This window comes from Bifidobacterium canis (assembly GCF_009727065.1).
Taxonomy (GTDB): Bacteria; Actinomycetota; Actinomycetes; order Actinomycetales; family Bifidobacteriaceae; genus Bifidobacterium; species Bifidobacterium canis.
The window spans coordinates 67,021-83,896 of the sequence record NZ_WNLP01000003.1; the positions used below are offsets into that span (position 1 = coordinate 67,021).

Genomic DNA, 16,876 nt, shown 5'->3' on the forward strand with positions numbered 1-16,876 from the left:
ATTAGTTGGAACTGGCAGCTTTGCGCGCAGACGGACGCGGCGGGAGCGCCGACGGCCAGGACTCGCGCGCGGCAGCGTTCACCGCGGTCTTCGTGTCGGTCAACGTCAACGTTGCCGTCAGCGCGAGATGATCGGATCCTTCGATCTTCACCGTCTGCACGTTCGAAGCGGTCATGAAGTCGGTGAACAGAATGTGGTCGAGCACGATGCGCGGCCATGCAAGCCAACTCGGGAACGTCGGGTGTTCGCCCTGCGCCTCGGTGAGCGTCGCGTCATGGAATCCGCTCGCCAGCAGTTTGCGGAAGCTCGGGTGTGCAATACTCGAGTTGAGATCTCCCATAATCACCGCAATATGCTCACGCTCCTCGCCCTGCGCGGTATTCGCGGGCGATGGTTTGGCAAGCGCGCCGAGCCCGATAATTCCGCTCGACCAATCCTTGCAGCTTCTCTGCGGAGATTTCGTGTGCGCGGAGGCGAACACAATATTGGTCGTCGACGTGACGGGCAGCATGACGGAAGGCACGTCTGCGGCGGGAATCGGCACGCCGGTAGGAGTGCCGGAAGTCGGTTCGACGCGCAGCCACAGTCCGTTGAATCCGCCGTTGTCATCGACACTGGGGTCGCCGAGCTGGTGATAGGGGAAGAGTTCGTCGAGCCCGGCGTCATGCAGTTCGCCGACCAGTTTCTCGCTCAACTCCTGCAATGCGAGCACCGCAATATCGTGCTGTTTCGCGGCGGCGACGATTTCCTGCGCGTTCGCGCGACCGAAGCGGCAGTTGAGCGTGAACACGTTGAAGTGGCCGCGTGACATATCATGCGGCGAAGTAGTCGCAGAATCCGAAGTATTATGCGCGTCGCGTTGCGCGAGTTTCTTTGCGATCAGTTCGCCGGTGTTCGGAGTCTTCAGATTATTCATCCAATACGCGGTTTTGCGCAGCAGAGAGGCGATAAGACCGATCATCGTGCACGCAAAGAACGGCCACTCCTGCAGGCACCCGCCGATGACGGCGAGCACTGCGAATCCGATCCAAGCGAACGGAGTGAGCGCGATCATGTATGGCAGCGGAGCATGACCGTCCCAGCCGGCGGGCAGTTCGCTGAGCGAAATCCACACCAGCAGTAGTACGAGAATCACCCACAGCGCGATCATCATATGCGACTCCTCACAGTAGTAGCGTGCCACTATGGTCTATCACCAGATTGTGCGTTGCCTGTATGCCCCGCCGCCGAACCATAGTGCACATGCTTTTGCTGAGTATTGAGATTACTGATTTATGTGCTATGCGGCGCTCGCGCAGAATATCAGGTGACTTATTTGGCAGATAGTTATTGAGATAACTCAGATAGTGCAGAATGTGCGGCGCGCGAGCACAGGTGCACCCGCTCGTTGCGTTTGCGCAGAGCGGATACACGACAGCTGGTTGAGCTAGTTCGCAAACTAGCTCAACCGAATACGCTCATCGAATTAGCCGAGCAAGCCAGAGAGCCCGCCACCCAGATTCGGTGGGACTTCAGCGCCGCCGAGCATATCTTGCAAACCGGCAGGAAGCTCGGTATTCTGCGGTTTCTTCGCGAACGCGGAACCCGAGGAATTCGATTTGTTCGACAACTTCTCACGCAATGCTTTCTCTTCGGCCTCGCGCTTCATCGGGTTGCCGGACTTGCCTTTGCCCTTCTTGCCTTTCTTACCCTTCTTATTCTTGCGTGAACCGCCAGCAGGACCGCCGAAGCCAGGCATGCCGCCGCCGATGCCGGCGCGGTTCGCCATGCGCTTCATCATCTTCGACGCCTGCTCAAAGCGCTGTAACAGCGCGTTCACAGCGGAAACGGTCACACCGGAACCAGCTGCAATGCGCGCGCGGCGAGAGCCGTCGATAATCTTCGGATTGCGACGCTCCTCCGGAGTCATCGAGCGAATAATCGCCTCGGTGCGGTCGATCTCACGCTCGTCGAACTGCTCAAGTTCCTTGCGATGCTGAGCCATGCCAGGAATCATGCCGAGCAGCGACTTCATCGAGCCGAGCTTGCGCACCTGCTGCAATTGAGCCATGAAGTCGTCGAGGCCGAATTCGCCTTGTGACATCTTCTCGGCGGCCTTGCGAGTCTCCTCTTCGTCGAACTCGCGTTGAGCCTGCTCGATGAGCGTCAGAATATCGCCCATGTCGAGAATGCGAGACGCCATGCGGTCGGGGTGGAAGACCTCGAAGTCCTTCAATCCCTCGCCATTGGAGGCGAACAGAATCGGCTTGCCGGTCACCGAGGCGACAGACAGCGCAGCACCACCGCGCGCGTCACCATCGAGCTTCGAAAGCACGACGCCGGTGAAGTCGACGCCCTCATCGAACGCCTTCGCAGTGCGCACGGCGTCTTGACCGATCATCGCGTCGATCACGAACAGAATCTCGTTCGGGTGCACGGCATCGCGAATATCGCGCGCCTGCTGCATCAGCGCCTCGTCAACGCCCAAGCGACCAGCGGTATCGATGATCACCGTGTCATACAGCTTCTGGCGGGCATATTCAATCGAATCGCGGGCAACTTTCACCGGGTCGCCGGTCGTCTGATCGGGAGCCGACACCGCGTCGCCGCCAGCCGACTGCACGCCCTTCTCGGGGGCATACACCGGAACGCCTGCGCGTTCGCCCACCACTTCGAGCTGCGTCACTGCGTTCGGACGCTGCAAATCAGCCGCCACGAGCAGCGGCGTGTGGCCGGATTCCTTGAGCCAGTAGCCGAGTTTGCCGGCGAGTGTCGTTTTACCTGCGCCCTGCAAGCCGGCGAGCATGATGATCGTCGGCGGATTCTTCGCGAAATTCAGCGGGCGATCCACACCCTGGCCGAGGATGCTGGTGAGTTCGTCGTTGACGATTTTGACCACTTGCTGCGCCGGGTTGAGCGCTTCGGAAACCTCGGTGCTCAGCGCGCGTTCGCGCACGCGCGCGGTGAACGAGCGCACCACGTCGAGCGACACGTCGGCGTCAAGCAGTGCGCGGCGAATCTCGCGTATCGTGCCGTCGATGTCTGCATCGGAAAGCTTGCCTTTGCTCTTCAAGTGCTTGAACGCATTCGAGAGCCTATCTGTTAAAGAACTAAATGCTGCCATAGTGACCACAATTCTAGCTTGCAGAGAGGAAATCGGCAGTAATTACATGGCATTGGGGTGGGAATCGTGGAGCTTGGGTGCAAGCACTGGTTTTGCAAGTAAATATTCGGTAGACTGGAAACTCAGTGTGATTTACATCAACAGAGAGAAAATATATTTTCTTTTGGATAAGCGAGTAATAAAAATATCGGTATGCGTCAGCAAGCGGTAAGGAGGCGAAATGAAACAGAAGAAAATTGAGCAGCAGGCATTGATGGTGGGTATCGTCGTCAATATAGTAATGGTGGTCGCCGGCTTCTTCGTGTTCTTCCTCACCGGTTTGAAGGCGATGTTCCTTGACGCCTCGTTCACCGTGATCTCCGTGCTCTCCGGTGCCGTCGCCGCGTATCTGTCGAAGAAAACAGTGCGCGTTTCCGAGCGTTTCCCCAACGGCATGTTCGCGCTGGAACCGATCTACGCAATCTGCAAATCGATTTTCACGATCTGTCTGCTGTTGTTCTCGTTCCTCGACGTGCTGCAGGTGGCGATCACCTATTTCGTGCACGGCGAAGGCGAGCGGCTCTCGTTCGGGCCGGTGATCATCTATCAGATCGCGTCCGTGGCCGTGTGCCTCGGCTTGGTGGCGTACTACCGCATGCGCAACCGCTCGATCGGCAACGCGAGCATGATGCTCAAAGCAGAGTCGAACGGCACGTGGATCGACGGCATGATCTCGTTAGGCATCGGCATCGTTGCGGTACTGCTGTTCTTCCTGCCGACCGGCACGCCGTTCGATTTCCTGCACTACACCGGTGATTTCTTCATCACCACGATCATCGTTGTGCTCACTGTCAAAGAACCATTCATTGTGCTTCGCGACGCGTTCGTGGAGCTGATCGGTGGCACGCACGACGACGAGGAGACCTCCGCGCTGGTGGAGCGCTCCGTTGCCGAGCACTTGCCCGAGAACATCGAGATGGAGAAAATCCATGTGTTCAAAACGGGCATGAACTACGACGTCGATATTTTATCGGCAGTTCCGAAGGTGCGGTGTCGATTGAGCGGCTGGTCGCTGCGCGCAATGCAATTGAGTACGCGCTGAAGCCGAAGCTGCATATCGTGAACGTCGACTTCGTGTTCGAGTGATAGCTTTGGGCACGAGTTTGGCATTGAGCTAGTGGCTCATATATAAAATGTGGCTCATCATCTATGAGATGATGAGCCACATTAGTTTAGAGTTCAGTTTGGTTTAGTTCAGTGACCAGGTGGAGCCGGAAGGGCCGTCTTCGATTGTGACGCCGAGAGCGGTGAGGGAGTCTCGAATCTCGTCGGCCTTTGCGAAGTCCTTGGCTTTGCGGGCGTCGGCGCGCGCTTGCAGTTGTGCGTCGATGAGTTTGGCGAGCGTGTCGGCAGCTGCGTTAGAGCCGCCGGTTTCGTCGCCACTGCCGATCCACGGGTCGGCAAGCGGGTCGAGGCCGAGCGTGTCAAGCATTGCGCGCACATTGACGAGTGCGGAACGCAGGTCTCGCAGTGTATCGGTGTCGGAGCTGCCGCCCAGTTTGGCGAGCAGGGTGTTGCCTTCGCGAATCTGCGTGAAGATGGCGGCGGTGGCACGCGACACATTCACGTCGTCGTTCATCGCAGCTGTGAAGTCAGCTGGTAGATCGTCGGCCGAAACCGCAGTGATTTCGTCACGCGAAGGCTGCTCGCCCAGTGCGTCTGCGGCGTGCTCGATGAAGTTCATGATGCGGTCGTATGCGGCCTGAGCCTCGTTCAGCGTCTGGTCGCTCCATTCGAGCATCGAACGGTATTGCACCGAGCCGAGCGCATAGCGCACAACCCACGCGGAGTGTTCGGCAAGCACGGCCGGAACCGAAAGTCCGTTGCCGAGCGACTTGCTCATCTTCTCGCCTTTGGCGGTCACCCAAGCCGAGTGCATCCAACGGTTTGCGGACTTGTAGCCGGCAGCGCGCGTCTGCGCCATCTCGTTCTCGTGGTGGGGGAAGCGCAGGTCGAGTCCGCCGCCATGGATGTCGAACATGCCATCCAAGTAGCGGTAGCTCATCGCCGAGCATTCGATGTGCCAGCCGGGGCGTCCCACCCCGAACGGCGTCTTCCAGCGTGCGTCGATCGGATCGGTCGGCTTCGGGCGCTTCCATAGGGCGAAGTCGCGTGGATCGCGCTTGTTCTCCGACATGTCCGCCGGATCGACCGGATTGTATTTATCATCGCCGGTCGCATCCACCGAAGGACCCATGCGATCCGCCACTTCAGCAGCCTCGTCTACTTCAGCGGTCTGCTTCTGGTGGGTGAGCTCGCCGTAATGCGGCCACGACGCCACGTCGAAATACACGTCGCCGGTCAGCTCGCCATTCTCGTCGCGAATCACGTAGGCGTGCCCGTTGTCGATGATGCGCTCGATCAGATGAATCATGTCGAGAATGTGCCCGGTTGCGCGCGGCTCGTATGTCGGCGGCAGCACGCCGAGCTTGTTGTATGCGTCGGTGAATTCGCGCTCGTAGTGGTACGCGCGCGCCCACCACTTCTGCCCGGCCGCCGCCGCTTTGTCAAGAATCTTGTCGTCGATATCGGTGACGTTGCGAATGAACGTGACCTTGTAGCCCAGTCGTTCGAACCAGCGGCGGATGATGTCGAACGCGACGCCCGCGCGAATATGCCCGATATGCGGCGAGCTCTGCACTGTGGCACCACACACATACATGCCCACTTTGCCCGGCTGCAATGGCTCGAAACGCGAGATCTCGTGCGTCGCCGTGTCATACAGCTTCAAATCGACGGCAACATTGGCAATGCCGTTATTGCCCGCCATCTTCGTCTCTTCGAACTGGGAAACCTTGGAATTATCTGTGTTGTGAGTGGTGCTCATAAGACGAGCGTATTGCGTTTCGCCGACATCTCGCGCCGTTCACAACACAGATAATGCATTATCTGAAATATATTATTTGCCGAGCTGCTCGGAGAGGTCGAACCACTCGGTTTCCAGTTCGCCCGACTGCGTTTCCAGCTCGCTGATCTGTGCGCTGAGCTTGCCCAACCCCTCGTAATCGGTGGGATCGTGCGAGTTCATCTGCTCTTCGAGCTCGGTTTTCTGCTGCTCCAACTTGTCGAGTTTGCGTTCGATCGCGGAGACGCGGCGCGACGCATCAGCGTACGCTTTGCCGGAGAGCTTCGGTGTCTCGTCCGCGCTCTGCTCGCTGCTCGCAGAAGCCGCAGATTCTGCGGAACTGTCGGCAGAATTGCCGGTATTATCAGCGTTGCCGAGCGCGGCGGAACCATCTTTGCGAATGCGCTCGACCATATCGAGGTAATCCTGCACGCCGCCGGGCAGGTGGCGCACCTTGCCGCCGATCAGCGCGAACTGCTGGTCGGTGACGCGCTCGAGCAAGTAGCGGTCGTGGCTCACGACGATCAGCGTGCCCGGCCAAGTGTCGAGCAGATCCTCCATCACGGCGAGCATGTCGGTGTCGAGATCGTTGCCCGGTTCGTCGAGAATAAGCACGTTCGGCTCGTCAAGCAGAATCAGCAGCAGCTGCATGCGGCGTTTCTGCCCGCCGGAGAGGTCGCGGATCGGTGTCATCAACTGCGCGGACTCGAATCCCAGCCGTTCCATCAGCTGCCCGGGAGTCGTTTCCTTGCCGTCGACGATGTAGCTCGGCTTGTAGCGGCTCAGCACTTCTTTGATCTTGTATTTGCCGAGTTTTTCGAGCTCGTCGAGGCGCTGCGAGAGTACGGCGAATTTCACCGTCTTGCCGATGTTCACACGGCCTTGCGTAGGAGTGAGCGAACCGTCGATGATTTTGAGCAGCGTCGATTTGCCCGCGCCGTTCGCGCCGACGATGCCGAAGCGGTCACCTGGACCGATCAACCAGGTTTCGTCGTCGAGAATCTCGCGCCCGCTCACAGTGATCTCTTCGGTGGCGCGGTCATCGGCGCTGGTTTCGCGCGACTGCAAACCGTGCTCCTGCGCAACCACCGCGGCGCGCGAACCGAACGCGGAGACCAAGCGCGGGTCGTCGGCGTCGTCGATGTTCATCGTCACCGAGCCGAACGCCTGCGGTTCCTGATACATCGGCGTCACGATATCGACTTGCGACGAGCTGCCCGACGCTCCCTGCGCCTCCTGTGCGGCGATATCCGGATCGATTGACGCGACGGAACCTTGCTCGCGGTCGAAGATCTGCGTCACATCAATCAGATCGACCACCTGCTTGCCCAAGCGAGACGTGGCCATCTGCTTGAGTTCCACGGTGTTGCGCATCGGCGGAACGTCAGCGATCAGCTCGCGCGCCGCCTTTACATGGAACTTCTGCTTCGTGGAGCGCGCGCGTGCGCCGCGCGACAACCACGCGAGCTCCTTGCGCGCAAGATTGCGGCGCTTCGTCTCGCGCACGTCAGCCTGACGGTCACGCTCTACGCGCTGCAGCATGTATGCGCTGTAGCCACCTTCGAACGGCTCGATTTCGCCGTCGTGCACTTCCCACATCGACTCGCACACTTCGTCGAGGAACCAGCGGTCGTGCGTCACGATCAGCAACGCTCCGGTGCCTTTTGCCCAACGGTTCTTGAGATGCTCCGCGAGCCAGTGGATCGTCACCACATCCAAATGATTGGTCGGCTCGTCGAGCGCGAGCACATCCCAGTCCTTGAGCAGTAGGCGCGCGAGATCTGCGCGGCGGCGCTGACCGCCGGAGAGCGAACCGATCTTCGCGTTCAGATTGAGCCCGCCGAGCAGTGCCTCGACTATTTCGCGCGACTGCGTTTGCGCCGCCCACTCGTAATCTTCGCGTCCCTCGAGCGCGGCCTCGCGAATCGTGGCGTTGTCATCGAGCTGATCGCGCTGGTCGAGCATACCGAAGGTCAGGCCGTTGCGTGTGGTCACTCGGCCGGAATCCGGCTGTTGCGTACCTTTGAGCAGGTGCAGCAGCGTAGATTTGCCGTCACCGTTGCGGCCGACGATGCCGATGCGGTCGCCTTCGAACACGCCTTGCGTCACGTCTGTGAAAATATTCTTCGTAGCGAAGGCGAGCGAGACGTGCTCGAGTCCCAAATCAAAAGTTGGCATAATAATATTATTTCTTAAAAATATAAATTAATTTCTATTACTAGCTGTGCTAGTTGTTCATAGAATGCAGATATGTGCTGCAGCGTGCGGCAAACCCGGAGAATGCCTGCTCGCCGAGCGCCTGCGTCTGCGAATAATTCGCGGCGAAATCCTCGCGAATCTGCGATTTCGAGCAGCCGTTCGCCTTGAGATCTTTGACCACTGACGGCTCGTCGAGCCATTCCTCAAGCAGCTGCGGAGTGAGTTCCAAATGGAACTGCAAGCCAAGCGCCGAGCCGAAACGGAACGCCTGCACCTTCGTGTTCGTGGAACGCGCGAGCAGCGTGGCGTCGGCGGGCAGGCTGATGCACTCGCTGTGATATTGGAACACATTGAGTTCCTTGTTCCACATGGAGAAATAGTCGTGTTTTGCGACGCGCTTGATCGGGTAGATGCCGATTTCCGGTGCGCTCGCCTTCTTGATTTTCGCGCCGAGCGCCGCGCCGATCAGCTGGTGGCCGAGACACACTCCGAGCACTGGTTTATTGGTGCTGATCGCCGCGCGAATCAGCTTCATTTCCGCTTTGAGCCCGGGGTAGTCGTCGGTGTCGTTGACCGACATCGGCCCGCCCATCACCACAAGGCCGGCGATCTCATCGAAATCAGGAAGATCGGGTTTCTTGTGCTTGGCGATGTTCAACGTTTGAGTGGGCAGATCGATCTCATCAAGATCGGAGAGAATGAGCCCAGGTTTCTCCCAATCGGCATGCTGAAGAATAAGAACTTCCGGTTTCGTCATGCCTTCATTCTCTCATTGCCCTTAACATTGGCGGTTTTCTGGTTCAGCTGTAGTGAAAATGCCTCTTTCAGCTCGAGGTACTGGGCAGTAGCCCGAGCTGAAAGAGGCACTAGTGAGATTAACTATTATTATTCGTTCACGTATTATTCGCTCGCGTCAGCGGCCGGTTATTTCGGAACCGACCACTTTCTCGCTCAGCGCGCGCGGTCCGCGGGTCATCGCGACCGCGCCGGAACGCACGAGTTCAATGATGCCGTAGTGTTCGAGCAGTCCGAGCAGTGCGTCGATTTTGCCGCCCGCGCCGGTCGCTTCGATCGTGAGCGACTCCGGGTTCACGTCGACGACGCTCACGCGGAAGAGACGTACGATCTCAAGCACATCGGAACGATTCGACTCGTCCGCCGCCACTTTGATGAGCACGAGTTCGCGCTCGACCGTGGTGGAGTCGTCGAGATCGACGATCTTGAGCACATGCAGCAGTTTGTTGAGCTGCTTGATGATCTGCTCGAGCGGCACTTCCTCCACGTCGGCGGTCACGGTGAGACGTGAGATGTCGGGGCGCTCGGTTGGAGACACCGACAGTGAGTTGATATTGAACGCGCGGCGGGCGAACAGTCCGGAGATGCGGGCGAGCACGCCTGGGCGGTTTTCTACGAGCACCGACAGCGTGTGACGCTGGGAACCCGGCTTGGATGCTGGATATGATGCCATGATTGCTGCTCCCCTCCTCAGTTCTGTTCCTCGGTGATGATTGCGGCTTCTTCGTCGGCTTCAGGGTCTGAATCGACGTCATCGCCAGCGGGATCGGTGTTGAACGAGGTGCCTGCCGGCACGGTGTCAACGCCGTCTGCTTCGTGCAACGGCTTGATGCCCGGCAGATAGGTGACGTTGTCGTTCGAATCGCCGGCGGCGACCATCGGCCATACCATCGCGTCTTTCCACACACGGAAGTCGATGAGCACGGGGCGGTCGTTGATCGCATTGGCCTGCTTGATCGCCTCGACTGCCTCTTCCTTCGTGCGGGCACGCAGACCAACGCAGCCGTAGGCCTCGGCGAGTTTCACGAAGTCCGGCACGCCTTCCAAGCCGGTCTGCTCCTCTTCGTGGAGGATCGTCGCCGAATAGTGCTTGTTGTAGAACAGCGTCTGCCATTGGCGGACCATGCCATACACCGAATTGTTGAGCAACGCGATCTTGACGGGAGTGCCTTCGAGGAAGGCCGCGGCGAGCTCTTCGGAGGTCATCTGGAACGAGCCGTCACCGTCGATGAGCCACACCGGCTTCTTGCCATCGAAGTACCGCTGGGAGCCGACTTCGGCGCCGATGGCGGCAGGCAGACCAAAGCCCATCGTGCCGAGGCCACCGGAGGAGATCCACTGGTGAGGCTTATGGAAGGTGATGAACTGCGTAGCCCACATCTGATGCTGACCCACGCCTGACACCCAGATCGTGTCTGGGCTCGCTTGCGCGGAGAGTTGCTCGACGACCCACTGCGGGGCGAGCGTTCCATCAGGCGACTCCTGATAGGTGAGCGGGTACTTTTCACGCCATTTGTTGATGAGGTTCCACCATGTGGTGAGGTTCGGCTTGCCGTGCATCGCGTGTGCGCGTTCGATGCGGGGGAGCAGTGCCTGAATCACCGTCTTCACGTCGCCGACGATCGGCACATCCGGTTCACGGTTCTTGCCGATTTCCGCGGGATCGATGTCGATGTGAATCACGCGTGCACCGGGAGCGAAGGCCTCCAGCTTGCCGGTCACACGGTCGTCGAAGCGGGCACCGATGGCCACGAGCAGGTCGGAGCGTTGCACGGCTCCGGTCGCGGCGATCGTGCCGTGCATGCCGAGCATGCCGAGCACTGCCGGGTCGTCGTCGGGCACGATGCCGCGAGCCGGCAGCGTGGTGACGATCGGTGCGCCGGTGAGGTCGGAGAGCGCCTTGATCTCTTCGCCGGCGTCGGAGCGCACAGCGCCTCCGCCCACATACAGCACCGGGCGGAATGCGTGCTGGAACAGCTTGGCGGCGTCGTCAAGTACACGACCGTGCGCTTCGGTGGTCGGATTGTAGCCGGGCAGAATCATGCGCTGCGGCCAAGTGTAGAACATTTCGCCGTTCTGAGCGGTTTTCGTCAGGTCGACCACAACAGGCCCAGGGCGGCCGGAACGGGCTATGTAGTGCGCTTCGGTGAGCACGCGCGGAATGTCTTGCGCGTTCGTCACGAGGTATGAGTGCTTGGCGACGGGGTAGGTCGCTCCCACGATGTCGGCTTCCTGGAAGGCATCGGTGCCGATGGAGTCAACGCCCACCTGACCGGTGATGACGATCATCGGAACCGAATCCATGTTCGCGTCGGCGATGGCGGTGATCACATTCGTGGCGCCTGGGCCGGATGTGACGATGCACACGCCCACTTCACCGGTTGCGACGGCATAGCCTTCTGCCGCATGGCCTGCCGCCTGTTCGTGGCGGGCGAGCACGAAACGGAACTTCGTGTTGCTGTCAATGGCATCGTAGACCGGCAGAATGGCGCCGCCCGGAATGCCGAATACGTCTTTGACACCCAGATCTTCCAGCGAGCGTACCAGCGCTTGTGCGCCGGTCATTTTCTCGCCGTCGACTATGGTGCGCTTGTGCATATGCTGGCTGGCGCCCGGCTTGGCTACGCCGCTGAACGCCTGCAAGGGTGTTGGTGACACTGTGTCCTCTTTCGTGCTGTGTTGTGTTGTGCCACGCATCGCTTTCCGGTTGTGCCGTCCGCAGTGCGCGAATGTGAGACGTCGCACGAAGGCCCATTCGCCGTCGCGTGCCGGTCTTGCGAGTCATACTACTGGATTTGCCACGGCGATGACTTCTGTGACCGCATGCTGAATGCATTTATGGGCAACACTAAAAATGACCCATATACACAGATCGCACGGAAAAGCATCCAACGATCCGCATATATAGGTCGGTCAATCAGCCAGTAAAAGAAATCAGGACTTGCTCGCAGTCTGCTCCTGCTGCTCAGCTTTCTCACGCTCGTCGAGCACATGCCACGCCTGCTCAGCTGCCGCGAGCTGTGCCTTGCGCTTGCTCGATCCGACGCCGACGCCCAGCACTTCCTTCGACTTGCCGAGCATCGCATACGCGGTGAACTCGAGCGCATACTCCGGCCCGCTCACAGCCATGCGATACACCGGATCCGGCAGCTTCATCTCGTGCGCCTTCACCGTGAGCGACGTCTTCCAATCCAGCGCCGGTCCCTCAGTGGCGACTTCCGCGAGTGTGCTGTCGATCAAACGGTGAATCACTTCGCGCGCAGTGTCAATGCCGTACTGCACGAACGTCGCGCCGACCAGCGACTCGAAAATATCGCACAGAATCGAGCTTTTCTGCGCGCCGCCCTGATCCGCCTCGCCCTTGCCCAGCAGAATATATGGGCCGACGTGCAGTTGGTCGCGCGCAATAACACTCAGCTCTTCCTCCGACACCGCCTTCGCGCGGATTTTCGCGAGCTGACCCTCGGTTTTGTCGGGGTAATGCTTGAACAGCGTCTCGGTGACGACGAACTCGAGCACTGCGTCGCCCAGAAATTCGAGACGCTCGTAGTTCTTCGCGCCCTCGTGCTCGTGCGAGAACGAGCGGTGAGTGAGTGCCTCGACGAGCAGATCGCCGTCGAGCGTGACGCCCAATGCGTCAAAGAGTTCCTGTGGTGCCAGTTCCTGTGTGCTCATGCCAACCTCAAATAATCCGTAGTGTATTCGTAGTTTGTATTCATAATGTCCACGTACTCTTCCCGCCAGTGTAGCCGGTGCAATCTACGCACAGTAGTGTTGTCAGCAAAATGCCATATGCAAAAACGGCAAATCTAAACTACAGAACGGCGAAACTAGCCGGCATTTGCTGCTTTGACATTTGGATTTGCTGTTTTTACATACTTTTGGGCTGTTTTGTGTGTGTAAACGGCGAAACTACTGGTAAAAACGGCAAATCAGCTGGCAGAAATGGCAATAAAAATCCCTGCCACCCGTCGATGGCAGGGATCTAAAGAAGTTCGACTCACTTGGTGTGGGCGGAACGGATCGCTTCACGATAGACGCGGCCACGGTAGGAACCGCAGCTCGGGCAAGCCACGTGTGCGAGCGTCTGAGCGCCGCAGTTCGGGCAAGTGATCGTCTGGAGCGGCTTCGCCTTCCAGGTGGAACGACGCGTGCGCGTATTGGCGCGCGACATCTTGTACTTTGGCAGTGCCATTGTTGTATCCTCTGTTTCGTTCGAACAATATGAGCTTAAGCGTTCAGAATCTTAACGCGCGGCCAGTACAAATACTGAATACTGCGCGGCGCGAGCGTGAACTCGCGCAGAGTTTACGCAGAAGCTCACATTACTCGTTCTGTTCGCGCTCGAGCTGCTCTTTGAGTGCTTCCAAGCCGGCGAAACGGTTGTCTACAACGTCATGCTTATGCTCGGGATGCTCGTTGAGATCGACGCCGCACTGCGGGCACAGTCCCTTGCAATCCGGCTTGCACAGCGGCTTCAGAGGCAGCGCGTCGGCGAACGTGTCGCGCAGCAGCGGCTCGATATCCGCAAACGCGCCGTTGTCGATGAGCGGATACACGTCGCTGGATTCCTCTTCGCCGGCGATGATATCGACGTCTTCGTTCTCGTTTTTCTTGGAATCTTCCTCTTCATATGGGAAGAACGCGGTGACCTGCTCGCTCCAATCGCCGTCGAGATTCTTGTCGCACCGCGCGCACACGGCATGCACGGGCGCGGTGAGAGTGCCGGTGAAGATCAGTCCGTCGACGATCGAATCGAACTGACCGTCAACGTGGATCGGCGCGCCCTCCTTGACACCCACGATCGTGTCGCCGATGCCACTCGGCGCGGGGAATTCGCGCTCGATACGCGACGTCTGCCCTGCGCGCGAACCAACCTGCGCCACAGGAATCGTCCAATCTGTGTATTCAACACGTGCCATATCTATTCAGTCCTCTAAAAACTCTATATAATTACTTATTTTCCGATTATTCTCAACCGAGCCGCTGAGCTTGCTATTCCTGTTATTCCTGCGGGTAGTCGCTCTCCTCGGCGTGCGGCAGCTCCTCGCGAGCCTTCGCCTCGCGTTCTTCGAGCACGTTGAGCCCGCCCTCCACGTCGCGGGTCATCTTGCCGAGCTGCGAGTGCAGCTCGTTCATCACTTTGAGGCAATACTCGTCAGCGCCTTGGGTGAGGCGGTCGCTCGCGGCCTGCGCCTTGTCGATCATCGCCTTGGCTTTCTGGCGCGCGATCTGCGTCACCTTTTCTTCGGAAGCTAGGTATTCCGCGCGGTCGTTCGCGTCGCGCACGATATTCGCCGCGCGCGACTGCGCCGCCGAAATCATCACGTTCGCCTGCGATTGCGCGTTCGCTAAGCGACTCTCCGCCTCGCGCATCAGCGCGGAGGCGCGCTCGAGCTGCACGGGAAGCTTCGTTTTGAGATCTTCGAGTTTGTCGAGAAAATCATCGCGGTCGATTTTGATGCTCGACGGGGAGAAAATCGAACCTTTCGCATCGGTGAGCATCGATTCCATTGAATCGATGATGTCGTAGACCGTGGTGAATTCCGCCTTGCGCAATTCATCTGGATCGGGCGCGCCTTCGCGCAGATCCGGCAGATCGTCCATGTTGAACGCAGGCTTGGAGTTGTTGGAACTGGTTTCCCCGCCGCTCACCACCTGCGTGTTCCGGGTATCGTCATCGTCCTGCTGAGCCATCTTCGCTCCTCTCCCTCTGCTTGCGTGCGCGAACCGTGCTCTGCGCGCGTGCTTACTGCAGCGCCTTCTTCAATAGTGGCACAACATAGTCGGGCACCATGCCGGTGATGTCGCCGCCGTGTCGCGCCACGTCTTTGACTATCGAGCTCGAGATATGCTCAAGTGCCGGATTCGCCGGCAGGAACATCGTCTCGACGTCTGCCAAATGACGGTTCACCAGCGCCATGCCAAGTTCAGCTTCGTAATCACCGTTCTGGCGCAGTCCTTTCACGATGACCGGTGCGTTCACTTTGCGGCAGTAGTCGGTGATGAGTCCGTCGGTCCATGCGACCACATAGTTCGTGTAGCCGGAGTCTTCCAACGAATGTTTGATGATATCGACGCGTTCGGTTTCAGTGAACAGCGGTTGCTTCATTGCATTGACCGCCACGACGACGTGCACTTGCGTGAAGAGTTTGCAGCAGCGCTTGATAACGTCGAGATGGCCGTTCGTCACTGGGTCGAACGAGCCTGGGCATACAGCGATTGTCATACGCACCAGCCTACTTACAGGCGTGCGCAAACCGTGTTTCGCACTGGGTGTAACGGGGTGGTTCTGCACAATGGGTGCACATTGTGTACATCGTGCGATGAATGGGAGGGTTGGCGTAGAATCGTGCAATAGCTGGAATAGCGACGACGTTGGTATGTTGCACATATGTGTGCGTTCATGTGTGTGCTGATGTGAGGAGGTTACATGGATCTCAATTTGGATCTCATTGATGTGAAGAATGCGTTGGACGACAACACGGCGGCTCAGACGGAACCGAGCAGCGACACCGGCACTGCCGTGCTGGAGAAGACTCAGACCGAGGAAAGTCGCGTTGACGACGGCGATGCCGACCGTTTCGCACACTATGTGTCGCGTGACCGCATCGCTGAGTCGCGGTTGACCGGCCGCCCTGTGGTGGCGTTGTGCGGCAAGGTGTGGGTGCCGAAGCGCAATCCGAAGGATTACCCGATCTGCCCAGATTGCAAGCGCATCTACGACGAGATGACGGGCAAGTAAACCTTCGCATTTCTCATAATTTTATACAAAGTGGGCTTGCTCAGCTGCATATCGTAGCTGAGCAAGCCCACTTCGTATATACGCTGTTATTGGTCGTAAAACAGCGTGCAGTAATACAGTATTATTAATTTGCTGTATTACTTATTATTTAGAGATTTCGTCGATTTTTGCGAGCTCATCTGCTGAAAATCAGTATTATCGAGCGCGGCGAGATCGTCGAGAATCTGCTGCGGTTTCGATGCGCCGACCAGAACCGTGGTCACTGCGTCGTCGTGCAACAGCCACGCGAGCGACATCTCCGCGAGCGACTGCCCGCGCGACTGTGCGAGCTCGTTGAGCGCGCGAATCTGCTTCATGCGGTCGTCGGTCAGCGCAGACGCGTTGAGGAAGCGCGCATCGTGCGCAATGCGGCTGTCTGCGGGGATGCCGTTGAGATAACGGTTCGTCAGCAGTCCCTGGTCGAGCGGGGAGAATGTGATGAGTCCCTTGCCGAGTTTCTTGCCCGCTTCTTTGAGACCGTTGCGTTCGATGGTGCGGTCGAAGATGTTGTAGCGGTTCTGATTGATGATGAACGGCACGTGGCGCTCGGCGAGCATGGCGGCGGCGCGTTCGAGCGTCGGGCCGTCGTAGTTCGAAAGTCCCACGTAGAGCGCGCGCCCGCTCGTCACCGCGGTCTCCAGCGCGCCCACCGTCTCCTCGAGCGGAGTGTTCGGGTCGGGGCAGTGGTGGTAGAAGATGTCAACGTAGTCGAGTCCGAGCCGTTGCAGTGACTGGTCGAGGCTGGCGAGCAGGTATTTGCGGCTTCCGCCCACGCCATTCGGCCCGTCCCACATGTCGAAGCCGGCCTTCGTGGAGATGATCAGCTCGTCGCGGTACGGCATCAGGTCTTCGCGCAGAATATGGCCGAAGTTGCGTTCGGCGGCGCCATATTCGGGGCCGTAGTTATTGGCGAGATCGAAGTGGAAGATGCCGTTGTCGAACGCGGTGAACACCACTTTTTCATCTGCCCATACGGCGTCAGGTCTCCGAAATTATGCCACAGTCCCAGTGCGATGCGCGGCAGTTGCAAGCCGCTGTTGCCGCAGTGTTTGAACGCCATCGACAAGTAGCGCGACGGGTCGGGCGTGTAATGCGAAATAAAATCAGGCAT

Annotated in this window: 14 protein-coding genes and 1 pseudogene; 2 read left to right on the forward strand and 13 right to left on the reverse strand. The window is 58.7% G+C overall.

Annotated elements, in window-relative coordinates:
• Position 1: 1 nt before the first annotated feature.
• Positions 2-1,153, reverse strand: coding sequence for an endonuclease/exonuclease/phosphatase family protein (locus GSD1FS_RS04150; RefSeq protein WP_155588520.1), 1,152 nt, complete (start codon positions 1,151-1,153; stop codon positions 2-4).
• 312 nt (positions 1,154-1,465) lie between these two features.
• Entirely contained in the window at positions 1,466-3,103 is a 1,638-nt protein-coding gene (gene ffh, locus GSD1FS_RS04155; RefSeq protein ID WP_155588521.1) for a signal recognition particle protein, read from the reverse strand.
• Between the two features lie 220 nt (positions 3,104-3,323).
• On the opposite strand from ffh, the gene GSD1FS_RS04160 reads away from it, so the two are divergent.
• Positions 3,324-4,184, forward strand: a complete 861-nt coding sequence (locus tag GSD1FS_RS04160; protein ID WP_246165813.1) for a cation transporter — start codon at positions 3,324-3,326, stop codon at positions 4,182-4,184.
• 147 nt (positions 4,185-4,331) lie between these two features.
• Here the strand turns inward: GSD1FS_RS04160 and cysS are convergent, their stop codons facing one another.
• The 10 genes from cysS to coaD form a co-directional block, all read right to left on the reverse strand.
• On the reverse strand, positions 4,332-5,912 hold the full coding sequence (cysS, locus tag GSD1FS_RS04165) for a cysteine--tRNA ligase (protein WP_425481782.1): 1,581 nt from the start codon (positions 5,910-5,912) through the stop codon (positions 4,332-4,334).
• Between the two features lie 129 nt (positions 5,913-6,041).
• The gene (locus GSD1FS_RS04170; protein WP_155588523.1) at positions 6,042-8,165 is read right to left on the reverse strand and encodes an ABC-F family ATP-binding cassette domain-containing protein; all 2,124 of its coding nucleotides are present in this window, start codon (positions 8,163-8,165) and stop codon (positions 6,042-6,044) included.
• Between the two features lie 49 nt (positions 8,166-8,214).
• Complete coding sequence (locus GSD1FS_RS04175) at positions 8,215-8,943, reverse strand: type 1 glutamine amidotransferase (protein ID WP_155588524.1); 729 nt, start codon at positions 8,941-8,943, stop codon at positions 8,215-8,217.
• Between the two features lie 156 nt (positions 8,944-9,099).
• A complete protein-coding gene (ilvN, locus tag GSD1FS_RS04180; RefSeq protein ID WP_155588525.1) occupies positions 9,100-9,654 on the reverse strand; it encodes an acetolactate synthase small subunit in 555 nt (184 codons plus the stop codon).
• Between the two features lie 17 nt (positions 9,655-9,671).
• Complete coding sequence (locus GSD1FS_RS04185; protein ID WP_343030194.1) at positions 9,672-11,639, reverse strand: acetolactate synthase large subunit; 1,968 nt, start codon at positions 11,637-11,639, stop codon at positions 9,672-9,674.
• A gap of 276 nt (positions 11,640-11,915) precedes the next feature.
• Positions 11,916-12,656 (reverse strand): ribonuclease III, encoded by a 741-nt coding sequence (gene rnc / locus GSD1FS_RS04190; RefSeq protein ID WP_155588527.1) that lies wholly within the window; start codon positions 12,654-12,656, stop codon positions 11,916-11,918.
• A 325-nt stretch (positions 12,657-12,981) separates the two neighbouring features.
• Complete coding sequence (gene rpmF, locus GSD1FS_RS04195; RefSeq protein WP_155588528.1) at positions 12,982-13,176, reverse strand: 50S ribosomal protein L32; 195 nt, start codon at positions 13,174-13,176, stop codon at positions 12,982-12,984.
• A 130-nt stretch (positions 13,177-13,306) separates the two neighbouring features.
• Positions 13,307-13,903, reverse strand: a complete 597-nt coding sequence (locus GSD1FS_RS04200; protein WP_155588529.1) for a YceD family protein — start codon at positions 13,901-13,903, stop codon at positions 13,307-13,309.
• 82 nt (positions 13,904-13,985) lie between these two features.
• Entirely contained in the window at positions 13,986-14,588 is a 603-nt protein-coding gene (locus tag GSD1FS_RS04205) for an ATP synthase subunit B family protein (protein WP_343030202.1), read from the reverse strand.
• Between the two features lie 142 nt (positions 14,589-14,730).
• Complete coding sequence (gene coaD, locus GSD1FS_RS04210; protein WP_155588531.1) at positions 14,731-15,210, reverse strand: pantetheine-phosphate adenylyltransferase; 480 nt, start codon at positions 15,208-15,210, stop codon at positions 14,731-14,733.
• A gap of 204 nt (positions 15,211-15,414) precedes the next feature.
• Here coaD and GSD1FS_RS04215 point away from each other — a divergent pair, with 204 nt between their 5' ends.
• Positions 15,415-15,726: a DUF3039 domain-containing protein gene (locus GSD1FS_RS04215; RefSeq protein ID WP_155588532.1), complete on the forward strand. Its 312-nt coding sequence runs from the start codon at positions 15,415-15,417 to the stop codon at positions 15,724-15,726.
• A gap of 144 nt (positions 15,727-15,870) precedes the next feature.
• On the opposite strand, the pseudogene GSD1FS_RS04220 reads toward GSD1FS_RS04215, so the two are convergent.
• Positions 15,871-16,876 (reverse strand): annotated as a pseudogene (locus GSD1FS_RS04220) (aldo/keto reductase).

Coding starts and splice junctions, on each gene's coding strand:
- GSD1FS_RS04150 (WP_155588520.1), bottom strand. CDS start 1,153: ATGATGATCGCGCTGTGGGTGATTCTCGTACTACTGCTGGTGTGGATT.
- ffh (WP_155588521.1), bottom strand. CDS start 3,103: ATGGCAGCATTTAGTTCTTTAACAGATAGGCTCTCGAATGCGTTCAAG.
- GSD1FS_RS04160 (WP_246165813.1), top strand. CDS start 3,324: ATGAAACAGAAGAAAATTGAGCAGCAGGCATTGATGGTGGGTATCGTC.
- cysS (WP_425481782.1), bottom strand. CDS start 5,912: ATGGCGGGCAATAACGGCATTGCCAATGTTGCCGTCGATTTGAAGCTG.
- GSD1FS_RS04170 (WP_155588523.1), bottom strand. CDS start 8,165: ATGCCAACTTTTGATTTGGGACTCGAGCACGTCTCGCTCGCCTTCGCT.
- GSD1FS_RS04175 (WP_155588524.1), bottom strand. CDS start 8,943: ATGACGAAACCGGAAGTTCTTATTCTTCAGCATGCCGATTGGGAGAAA.
- ilvN (WP_155588525.1), bottom strand. CDS start 9,654: ATGGCATCATATCCAGCATCCAAGCCGGGTTCCCAGCGTCACACGCTG.
- rnc (WP_155588527.1), bottom strand. CDS start 12,656: ATGAGCACACAGGAACTGGCACCACAGGAACTCTTTGACGCATTGGGC.
- rpmF (WP_155588528.1), bottom strand. CDS start 13,176: ATGGCACTGCCAAAGTACAAGATGTCGCGCGCCAATACGCGCACGCGT.
- GSD1FS_RS04200 (WP_155588529.1), bottom strand. CDS start 13,903: ATGGCACGTGTTGAATACACAGATTGGACGATTCCTGTGGCGCAGGTT.
- GSD1FS_RS04205 (WP_343030202.1), bottom strand. CDS start 14,588: ATGGACGATCTGCCGGATCTGCGCGAAGGCGCGCCCGATCCAGATGAA.
- coaD (WP_155588531.1), bottom strand. CDS start 15,210: ATGACAATCGCTGTATGCCCAGGCTCGTTCGACCCAGTGACGAACGGC.
- GSD1FS_RS04215 (WP_155588532.1), top strand. CDS start 15,415: ATGGATCTCAATTTGGATCTCATTGATGTGAAGAATGCGTTGGACGAC.